Source organism: Halorubrum sp. SD683, from assembly GCF_002135045.1.
Classification (GTDB): domain Archaea; phylum Halobacteriota; class Halobacteria; order Halobacteriales; family Haloferacaceae; genus Halorubrum; species Halorubrum ezzemoulense.
The window spans coordinates 1-9,362 of record NZ_NEWJ01000091.1 but is presented as its reverse complement, the minus strand read 5'-3'; the positions used below and the strand labels follow the sequence as shown (position 1 = coordinate 9,362).

Here is a 9,362-nt window from a genome sequence, read left to right as displayed (position 1 = left end):
ACCCAGAGGGAGTATGTTCCACGAGGTCGTTGACGACCGCGGAAGCGGGCCCGACGTCGACGCGGACGAACCGGCGGCGGCGGAGTTACTCGCGGCCTTCGAGACGCTGGTCACGGAGGCCGCGTCGGGCGTCGACGGCGACCGGCTCGTCGGCGAGGTCGGCCTGACGGAAGCGGACGCGAGCGCCGTCCGCGACGGGGACGTCGCGGCGCTCTCGCTCGCGGACGCGGCGGCCGTCCTCGCGGCGGCGGAGCCGGGGCGCGACGCCGACGCGATGGTCGCGGAGGTGCGCGATCACCTCCTGATGGGGATGGCGACCGCCGTCCTCGACGTCGACGCGATCGCCGCGCGGATCGACGCCGACCTCACCGGGCAGGAGGTCCAACAGGCGCTGGAGGGGCGGACCAGATTAACTCTTGGCCAGCTCGCGGAGATACTCGCGGTCATCGAGCGTCGGAAGCCATGAGAGTCGTCGTCGTCGGCTGCGGCTACGTCGGGCTGGCGCTGGCGGAACAGCTCGACGCCCGCAGCCACGAGGTCGTCGGTGTCCGCCGGTCAAACGCCGGCCTCGACGCGGTCGACGCGGTCGGCTCCGGGGTCGAGGCCGTCCGGGCGGACGCGACCGATCCCGAGTCGCTCTCGGCGCTACCGGACGCGGACGCGGTCGTCTTCGCGGCCAGCTCCGGCGGCCGCGGTGCCGACGCGGCCCGGGAAGTGTACGTCGACGGCTTGGCGAACGTCGTCGACGAGTACGGCTCGCGGGCCGCGCCGCCGGACCGGCTCGTGTACACCTCCTCGACGGGCGTGTACGGTGACCACGACGGCGGGTGGGTCGACGAGGAGACGCCGGTCGACCCGACCACGGAGAAGACCCGCGTCCTCGCCGAGGCCGAGCGGATCGCGACGGAGCGCGCGGCCGACGCCGGGATCGACGGGACCGTCGTCCGGTTCGCGGGGCTGTACGGGCCGGAACGCTACCGGCTGGATCGGTACGTGGATGGCCCGGTGACGGCCGGTTACCTGAACATGGTCCACCGCGACGACGCCGCGGGATCGATTCGACATCTGCTGGAGACGGACCGCGCACGCGACCGCGTCGTCCTCGTCGTTGACGACGAGCCGGTCGGCAAGCACGTGTTCGCCGACTGGCTCGCGGACGCCTGCGGCGTCCGGCGCCCGGAGAAGCTGTCGAAGGACGAGCGGATCGCGGTGGGGAACCTCTCGGCGGCCGCGGAGCGCCGGATCCGAACCAGCAAGCGCTGTTCGAATGCGCTGCTCCGCGAGCTCGGCTACGAGTTCGCTCATCCCACGTTCCGGTCCGGCTACCGCGACGCGGTGCGAGCGTACCGGACGCGGACCGAGTAGCGCGTCTCGGACGGACGGCGGCCGGTTCGGCCCGTCGTCGTCCGACCGCGGTCGGTTCCGTCGGTTTCACTCCGTCAGAACGGTAACGAACCTTCATGTGTCGGGAGCGACTCAACACAACGCATGCGAGCGATGAGCGCGGTCGGCGACCGACTCTCGCAGGCGGAGGCAATGGTCCGGGAGAACCCGGAGATCGCCGTCGCCGGGGCGCTCATCGTCCTGATCGTCGTCGCCGTGGGGCTCGTCGTGCTCCGTGCCCGCCGGACGCCTGGAGTCAGGTTCCGCCGGCTGCTGGCCGACGAGGACGAGATAACGGTGTTGATGCACCCGAACCCGGACCCCGACGCGATGTCGGCCGCGGTCGGCGTGGCCTCGCTCGCCGATCAGGTGGACGTCGACGCAACCGTCCAGTACCCCGGTCAGATCCGTCATCAGGAGAACCGGGCGTTCCGGACGGTCCTCGACTTGGAACTGGAGCCGATCGAACACGTGAGCGACCTCGCGTCGGAATCGGTCGTCTTGGTCGACCACAACGAGCCGCGGGGGTTTGCCGGCGCCGACGGCGTGTTGCCGATGGCCGTCGTCGATCACCACCCCGGCGACGGCGCCGGTGGATCGTTCACCGACGTACGGACCGACTACGGCGCGAGCGCGTCGGTCGTCGCCGAGTACTTTCAGGACAACGACGCGGTCCCCGTCCCGCCGGACAAACACGCGAGCGAGACCGGGAGCGACCTGACGCTGTCGACGGACACGGCGACCGGGCTGTTGTACGGGATCTTGGCCGACACGAAACACCTCACCGTCGGCGCCAGCGAGCCCGACTTCGCGGCGGCCGCGTACCTCTATCCGGGCGTCGATCAGGACCGGCTCGACCGGATCGCGAACCCGGCGGTCGACGCGGAGGTGCTGGAGGTGAAGGCCCGGGCGATCGCCGGCCGTCGCATCGAGGGGTCGTTCGCGGTCGCGGACGTCGGCGGCGTGAACAACGTGGACGCGATCCCGCAGGCCGCGGACGAACTCATCCAGCTGGAAGGAGTCAGCGCGGTCGTGGTGATCGGCGAGCGAGACAAGACCGTCCACCTCTCGGGACGCTCGCGGGACGATCGGGTCCACATGGGTAACGCGATAGCGGCCGTGCTGGACGACGTCGACAACGGGAACGGTGGGGGGCACTCCCGGATGGGCGGCGGTACGATCGAACCGGAGCTCGACCCCACCGGGGAGGAGCCGAAGACCGTCGACCGCGACGCCCTCGCCGACGGGCTGTTCCGGGCGATGGCCGGGGACGTGTGACCGCGATCGACGCGGCGGGCCGGCGGGGCGAGGCGTCCACGCCGGACGTGAGCGTACAGATTTAACTTCCGGGCGGCGATCCCTCCGCTATGTACATCGCTGACGCGCTCGACGACGGGTGGCTCGCGCTCGCCGGCGTCGGCGCCGGCTACGGTATCGCGGTTGGACTGGTGTTCCTGCTGGTCTTCGTCGTCCCGTATCTAGCCGTCACGGCGCTGTAGCGGGGCGCTTTCGTCAACGACCGAGAGGTGAAAACAGCGATCGGCGGGTCTCGATCTGTGGTCGTCCGGGTCTCAGGCGAACGCCAGCGAGTCGTCGGCGTTCGTCTCCTCGTCCTGCCGGAGCTTCTCGTGGGCCTCGAGGAAGTCGTCGAGCGTGACCTCCGTGCGGTCGTCGCGGATAGCGAACATCCCGGCCTCAGTACAGATCGCCTTGATGTCGGCGCCGGAGGCGTCCGGTGTCAGCTCGGCGAGTTCCGCGAAGTCGACCCCGTCGGCGAGGTTCATGTTGCGGGTGTGGATCTGGAAGATGATCTCGCGGCCCTCGGTCTCCGGCTTGGGAACCTCGATGAGCCGGTCGAAGCGGCCGGGACGGAGGATCGCGGGGTCGAGCATGTCGAAGCGGTTGGTGGCGGCGATGATGCGGACCTCGCCGCGCTCGTCGAAGCCGTCCATCTCGCTGAGTAGCTGCATCATCGTGCGCTGGACCTCGGCGTCGCCCGAAGTCTTCGAGTCCGTCCGCTTCGAGGCGATGGCGTCGATCTCGTCGATGAAGAGGACGGCGGGCTGGTTCTCGCGGGCGACCTCGAACAGGTCCCGGACCAGCTTCGCGCCCTCGCCGATGAACTTGTGTACCAGCTCGGAGCCGGCCATCTTGATGAACGTCGCGTCCGTCTCGTTGGCGACCGCCTTCGCGAGCATCGTCTTTCCGGTGCCCGGCGGGCCGTACAGCAGCACGCCGCTCGGGGGCGTGATGCCCACGTCCTCGAACATGTCGGGGTGTTCGAGGGGCATCTCGACCGTCTCGCGGACCTCCGTCATCTGGTCTTCGAGCCCGCCGATGTCGGCGTAGGTGACATCCGGGGAGTGTTCGACCTGCATCACGCGGGCGCGGACGTCGGTCTCCTTCTCCAGCTTCTTGACCACCGAAAGCGAGTTGTTGACCGCGACGCGGTCGTCGGGGTCGAGCTGCTCGCGCAGCTCGTCGGTGATCTCGGTGAGCGCCTCCTGGTTGTTCCCGTGCTGTTTGATCACGGCGCCGTCTGGCGTTATCTCTTGGACCGTCGCCACGAACAGCGGGGACTGCTTCAGCTTCTTGTTCTCGTGAGTGAGCCGCTCGAGCTTCTGCTGGTACTTGTTGTTCTCCGCGTTGGCGTCGAGGAGTTTGTCGCGCATCTCCTCGTTTTGCGACTCGAGGACGTCGAGCCGCTCCTGTAAGGAGTCGATCTTCTCTTGTTTCGACGCCGAGCCCTCGTAAGGCATGTCGACGTCGTCGACCGTATCGCTCATTGTGTTTATTAAAGGGTCTCGCGGATAAGAGGCTTCGGGTGGGGGCACGATGGCGGCCGTACCGCCAGCGAACCACCGAACGACGGCGGTCCGGGTCTACGCTGATTCGCAGGTTTGACGGAAAATAATTCTCAGTAGTAATCAAAATGGATAGTAAATATTATCATCCGGCATGCCAAGGATCGGTATACGAATGAGCACGACCGACGCCGTCACCGCCGACGACGGGACCGCGGACCGCTGGGCGGCCGTTCGCGACCTGCCGCCGAGCGCCAAGCTGGTCGCGAAGGTGTTAGACTACAACGACACGCTGACGCAGAGCGAACTGGCCGAGGAGACGCTGCTCCCGCCCCGGACGGTCCGGTACGCGCTGTCGCGGCTCGAGGAGGAGGACGTCGTCGACTCGCGGTTCTCCTTCACTGACGCCCGCAAGCGGCTGTACTCGCTGGGTATCTGAGCGCGGACCGCCCGATCCGCCGCCGACGCTGACGCCCGGACCGCCCGCGTGCGACGATTTATCGGCGATACCGCGGCAGTCGTCCCGTGGTCTCGACTACCGCCGTCAAGCGCGCGCTGGCCGCGCTCGCGACTCGAACCGACACCGCGAGACGTCCGTACGTCGCCGTGATCGACGAGGCGGACGCCGCACGATCCGACCTCCGGCGCGCGGCCGGATTCGTCGACGCGATCGGGCTCGACGGGCTGGCGGAAGCGATTGACGCCGCGGACCGCGCGGACGACGACGCCGCCGTCGAGCGGGGGCGCGACGCGCTCGCCGCGTACCGGTCGTTCCGGCGGGCGGCGGCGGGCGACGCCCCCGGAAACGACCGCGAGGCGAACGCCGGGAGCGACGCCGACCAAGACAGCATCGGCGACCGAGACGGCGGCGGCGCCGAGCGCGATCACTTCCGCTCCGGCCCCGGAATCCCTAAGCCGGACACCGGCCAAGACGCGGACAGATGACACGGGTGATCCACACCGGCGACACCCACATCGGGTACTCGCAGTACCACTCGCCGGTCAGACGCCAGGACTTCCTCGACGCCTTCGAGGCCGTGGTCGACGACGCGGTCGACGGCGGCGTCGACGCGGTCGTCCACGCGGGCGACCTCTTCCACGACCGCCGGCCCGACCTCCAAGACCTGATGGGGACGATTTCCGTCCTCCGTCGGCTCGACGACGCCGGAATCCCCTTCCTCGCGGTCGTCGGTAACCACGAGTCGACGCGGGGCGGCCAGTGGCTCGACCTCTTCGAGCGGCTGGGGCTCGCCACCCGGCTCGGCGACGAGCCGGTCGTCGTGGGCGACACCGCCTTCTACGGCCTCGACCACGTCCCCGTCTCGCGGCGCGACGACCTCGACTACGCCTTCGCCGACCACGACGCCGACTACGCCGCCTTGGTCGCGCACGGTCTCTTCGAGCCGTTCGGCTACGCCGACTGGGACACCGAGACCGTGCTGACGGAGAGCGACGTCGCCTTCGACGCGATGCTCCTCGGCGACAACCACACCCCGGACACCGCCGAGGTCGCAGACACGTGGGTCACGTACCCCGGGTCGACGGAGCGCGCGAGCGCGAGCGAACGCGAGGGCCGCGGCTACAACCTCGTCGTCTTCGACGCCGACACGGCGGGCGGCGACGACCGCGTGGAGATCCGGCGCCGCGCGCTCGATACGCGCCCGTTCGTCTTCGTCTCCGTCGAACTGCGCGAGGGCGAGGGCGAGTCGCGGGTCCGCGAGCGCGTGCGCGAGTTCGACCTCGCGGAGGCGGTCGTCCACGTGGAGATCACCGGGGAGGGTGACCCGGTGACGCCGGCTGCCGTCGAGGAGTTCGCGACCGACGAGGGCGCGCTCATCGCGCGCGTCGTCGACCGACGCGAGGTCGACGCCGACGGCGAGGTGGACGTGAGCTTCGCCGACCCGGAGGACGCGGTCCGCGACCGACTCGACGAGATGGCGCTCTCGACCGCCGCGCGCGACGTGGAGCGCACGGTCCGCGAGGACACCGTCTCCGACGCGAACGTCCGCGAGACGGTGAAACGCAGGGTCGAGGAGCGGGTGGACGGAGACGGTGATCTCGACGCGTTCGACGCCGTCGAGGCCGGCGGCGACGGAGCCGAATCGGACGCCGACGGAGACGAATCGGACGGCGGCGGAACCGAACCGAACGGCGACGCGTCGGAGCCGACGGAGCCGAACACCGAGCCGGAGGCCGCGGAGCCCGAGGACTCCGACCCGGCGTCGACGGATGGCCAAGTCTCCATGGAGGACTACCTGTGAAGTTCGACCGCGTCCGCCTCGCGAACTTCAAGCCGTACGGCGACGCCGACCTGCGGCTGACCGAGGGCGTCACCGTGATCCACGGGCTCAACGGCAGCGGGAAGTCGTCGCTGCTTGAGGCCTGCTTCTTCGCGCTGTACGGGTCGAAGGCGCTCGACGGGACCCTCGGAGACGTCATCACGAACGGCGAGGAGGAGACGGAGGTCGAACTGTGGTTCACCCACGACGGCGTCTCCTACCGGGTCGAGCGGCGACTCAAATCGTACGACGGTCGGATCGACCACAAGTGTACGCTCAAGTCGACCGACGGGAGCGACGTGGCCCGCGACGGCGCGCGCGCCGTCCGCGAGTTCGTCACCGAACTGCTGCGCATGGACGCCGAGGCGTTCGTCAACTGCGCGTACGTCCGGCAGGGCGAGGTGAACAAGCTGATCAACGCGACGCCCCGGGAGCGGCAGGACACGATCGACGACCTCCTCCAGCTCGGGAAGCTGGAGGAGTACCGCGAGCGCGCCGGTGACGCCCGGCTCGGCGTCGAGGACGTGCTGGAGAACCGCCGCGGGCGGCTCGACCAGCTCGACGAGCAGATCGCCGCGAAGGAGGACCGCGACCTCCACGCGCGGCTCAACGAGCTTGAGGGCGAGCTCGGCGACGTCACCGACGACATTGACCGGTACGAGGCCCAGCGCGAGCAGGCGAAGGAGACGCGCGACGCGGCCGCGGAGACGCTGGAGACCCACGCGGAAAAGCGGGAGAAGCTGGAGTCGGTCAAGGCCGAGATCGACGAGATCGAGGCCGCGATCCGGGAGGCCGAGCGCGATCGCGACGACCACCGCGACGCGATCGGCGAGGCCCGCGAGCGGATCGCCGAGGTCGAGGCCGCGATCGACGACCGACTCGACGACGCCGGCCTCGACGCGCCGACCGAGGCGGCCGTCGCGAACCGGCGCGCGGAACTCGACGACCGTGAGGAATCGGTCCGCACGGACCTCGACGACGCGCGGGTGAACGCCGAGGGGCTGCGGAACCAAGCGACGAACCTCGCCGGGAAGGCCGACGACCGCACCGAGCGCGCGGAGGAGATCGAGTCCGAGGCCGACGACCTCGACGACAAGGCCGAGACGGCGGCGGAGGAGGCGGCGGAGCGCGAGTCGTCGATCGGGACGCTCCGCGAGGAGGCGGCGGAGCTCCGCGAACGGTTCGCGGCCGCCGACGTCGACCGCGACGGCGTCGCCGACGAGCGCGAGACGCTGCGCGACGAGCGGGGAGAAATCCGCGAGCGAATCGCCGAGCTGTCGGCGGAGCTGAAGAACGCCCGCGAGCGCGTCGAAGAGGCGGAGGCGCTGCTCGCGTCCGGGAAGTGCCCGGAGTGCGGCCAGTCGGTCGAGGACTCGCCGCACGCGAGCGGGATCGACGAGGATCGCGAGCGAGTGGCGGAGCTCGAATCCGAGCTGGAGGCCGCCCGCGAGCGCGAGGGCGACCTCGACGAGCAGGTCGCGGAGTTGGACGAGCTCGCGAGCGCGGCGGACAGACTCGACGAGATCGACGAGCGGATCGCGACCCTCGAAGAGCGCGCCGAGGAGAAGCGCGCGGCGGCGGAGCGGAAGCGCGAGCAGGCCGCGAAGAAACGCGAGCGCGCCGCCGAGCTCCGCGCTGAGGCCGAGGACACGCGTGAGGTCGCCGCGGAGAAGCGCGAGGAGGCGGAGGCCGCCGCGGCGCGCGTCGAGGAACTCGAAGCCGATCTGGAGGCGGTCGCGGACGCCCGTGAGGCGGTGACGGCGGTCGAGGAGCGCCTGTCGGCGATCGCGGACGCCGAAGACGAGATCGAGCGGCGCCGCGAGAAGCGCGAGAACCTGGCGGAGGTGAACGACGAGCGGCGCGACCGACTGGCGGACAAGCGCGAGCGGCGCGACGAGCTCGCCGACGCCGTCGACGAGTCCGCCGTCGAGACGGCGAAAGAGCGGAAGGAAGAGGCGGTGGAGTACCTCGAGAGGGTCGCCGGCGAGCTCGAGCGACTCGACGAGCGGAGAGAGGAGCTTCAGAACGCGATCGGCGGAGTGAAAGGCGACATCCGCGAGCTAGAGGGGCTCCGGGAGGAGCGCGAAGCGCTCGGCGATCGGGTGGACGCGCTCGAGACGCTCCACGAAGAGACGAGCGAGCTGGAGACGATGTACGGCGACCTGCGGGCGGAGCTCCGCCAGCGCAACGTCACCGAGCTGGAGCGCACGCTCAACGAGACGTTCGAGCTCGTCTACGGGAACGACGCCTACTCGCACATCGAGCTCGACGGCGAGTACGTCCTCACCGTCTACCAGAAGGACGGCGAGCCGCTCGACCCCGAGCAGCTCTCCGGCGGGGAGCGCGCCCTCTTCAACCTCTCGCTGCGCTGCGCGATCTACCGGCTGCTCTCGGAGGGGATCGAGGGCGCGGCGCCGACGCCGCCGCTCATCCTCGACGAGCCGACGGTGTTCCTCGACTCCGGGCACGTCTCGCGGCTCGTCCGGCTGGTCGAGGAGATGCGCGGGTTCGGCGTGCGCCAGATCGTCATCGTGAGCCACGACGACGAGCTGGTGGGCGCGGCCGACGAGCTGGTCACCGTCGAGAAGGACCCGCGCTCGAACCGCTCGACCGTCCGCCGGGAGGACACGGCGGAGCTCGACGTCACGTCGCTCGCGGACGACTGAGCGTCACCGCCGCTTCACCGGGTCCTTTTATATAGATCAGACGGCGGCAGGAACGGTAGAAGCCCGCGGCGACGCCGCCGCTGAGAGGGACAGCGGCGACGGCTCGCCCCTCCCCGTCGTGTCGGGCCTCCGCGCGGGCCCCCCCGGCGGACGCCACGGGCCACCGCGGGGGCGTCGGCCGCTCCGCGGGGGAGCCGATGGCGCCCGGAGGACCGCCCGAGCGAGCGCAG

9 protein-coding genes are annotated in these 9,362 nt (G+C 70.2%); 8 read left to right on the top strand and 1 reads right to left on the bottom strand.

All coding sequences use genetic code 11. From position 1 onward, the window contains the following. Nucleotides 1-13 precede the first annotated feature (13 nt). The 4 genes from B9G49_RS14715 (at nt 14) to B9G49_RS17215 (ending at nt 2,882) form a co-directional block, all read left to right on the top strand. The gene (locus B9G49_RS14715) at nt 14-466 is read left to right on the top strand and encodes a DUF5791 family protein (RefSeq protein WP_086216871.1); all 453 of its coding nucleotides are present in this window, start codon (nt 14-16) and stop codon (nt 464-466) included. Next, nucleotides 463-1,365 (top strand): NAD-dependent epimerase/dehydratase family protein, encoded by a 903-nt coding sequence (locus tag B9G49_RS14710; protein ID WP_086216870.1) that lies wholly within the window; start codon nt 463-465, stop codon nt 1,363-1,365. The genes B9G49_RS14715 and B9G49_RS14710 overlap by 4 nt, the downstream gene beginning before the upstream one ends. A gap of 123 nt (nt 1,366-1,488) precedes the next feature. Beyond that, nucleotides 1,489-2,661, top strand: a complete 1,173-nt coding sequence (locus B9G49_RS14705; protein ID WP_049931724.1) for a bifunctional oligoribonuclease/PAP phosphatase NrnA — start codon at nt 1,489-1,491, stop codon at nt 2,659-2,661. Between the two features lie 89 nt (nt 2,662-2,750). After that, nucleotides 2,751-2,882, top strand: coding sequence for a hypothetical protein (locus B9G49_RS17215; protein WP_254921855.1), 132 nt, complete (start codon nt 2,751-2,753; stop codon nt 2,880-2,882). A 72-nt stretch (nt 2,883-2,954) separates the two neighbouring features. Here the strand turns inward: B9G49_RS17215 and B9G49_RS14700 are convergent, their stop codons facing one another. Then, nucleotides 2,955-4,169, bottom strand: a complete 1,215-nt coding sequence (locus tag B9G49_RS14700; protein WP_049931723.1) for a proteasome-activating nucleotidase — start codon at nt 4,167-4,169, stop codon at nt 2,955-2,957. A 193-nt stretch (nt 4,170-4,362) separates the two neighbouring features. On the opposite strand from B9G49_RS14700, the gene B9G49_RS14695 reads away from it, so the two are divergent. From B9G49_RS14695 to rad50, 4 genes are all read left to right on the top strand, one after another. Then, entirely contained in the window at nt 4,363-4,626 is a 264-nt protein-coding gene (locus B9G49_RS14695) for a helix-turn-helix domain-containing protein (RefSeq protein ID WP_049931722.1), read from the top strand. Between the two features lie 86 nt (nt 4,627-4,712). After that, on the top strand, nt 4,713-5,132 hold the full coding sequence (locus tag B9G49_RS14690; protein WP_086216869.1) for a hypothetical protein: 420 nt from the start codon (nt 4,713-4,715) through the stop codon (nt 5,130-5,132). Then, a complete protein-coding gene (gene mre11 / locus B9G49_RS14685) occupies nt 5,129-6,448 on the top strand; it encodes a DNA double-strand break repair protein Mre11 (RefSeq protein WP_086216868.1) in 1,320 nt (439 codons plus the stop codon). The genes B9G49_RS14690 and mre11 overlap by 4 nt, the downstream gene beginning before the upstream one ends. After that, nucleotides 6,445-9,132, top strand: coding sequence for a DNA double-strand break repair ATPase Rad50 (rad50, locus tag B9G49_RS14680; RefSeq protein ID WP_086216867.1), 2,688 nt, complete (start codon nt 6,445-6,447; stop codon nt 9,130-9,132). Before mre11 ends, rad50 begins: the two co-directional genes overlap by 4 nt. The last annotated feature ends 230 nt before the right edge of the window (nt 9,133-9,362 follow it).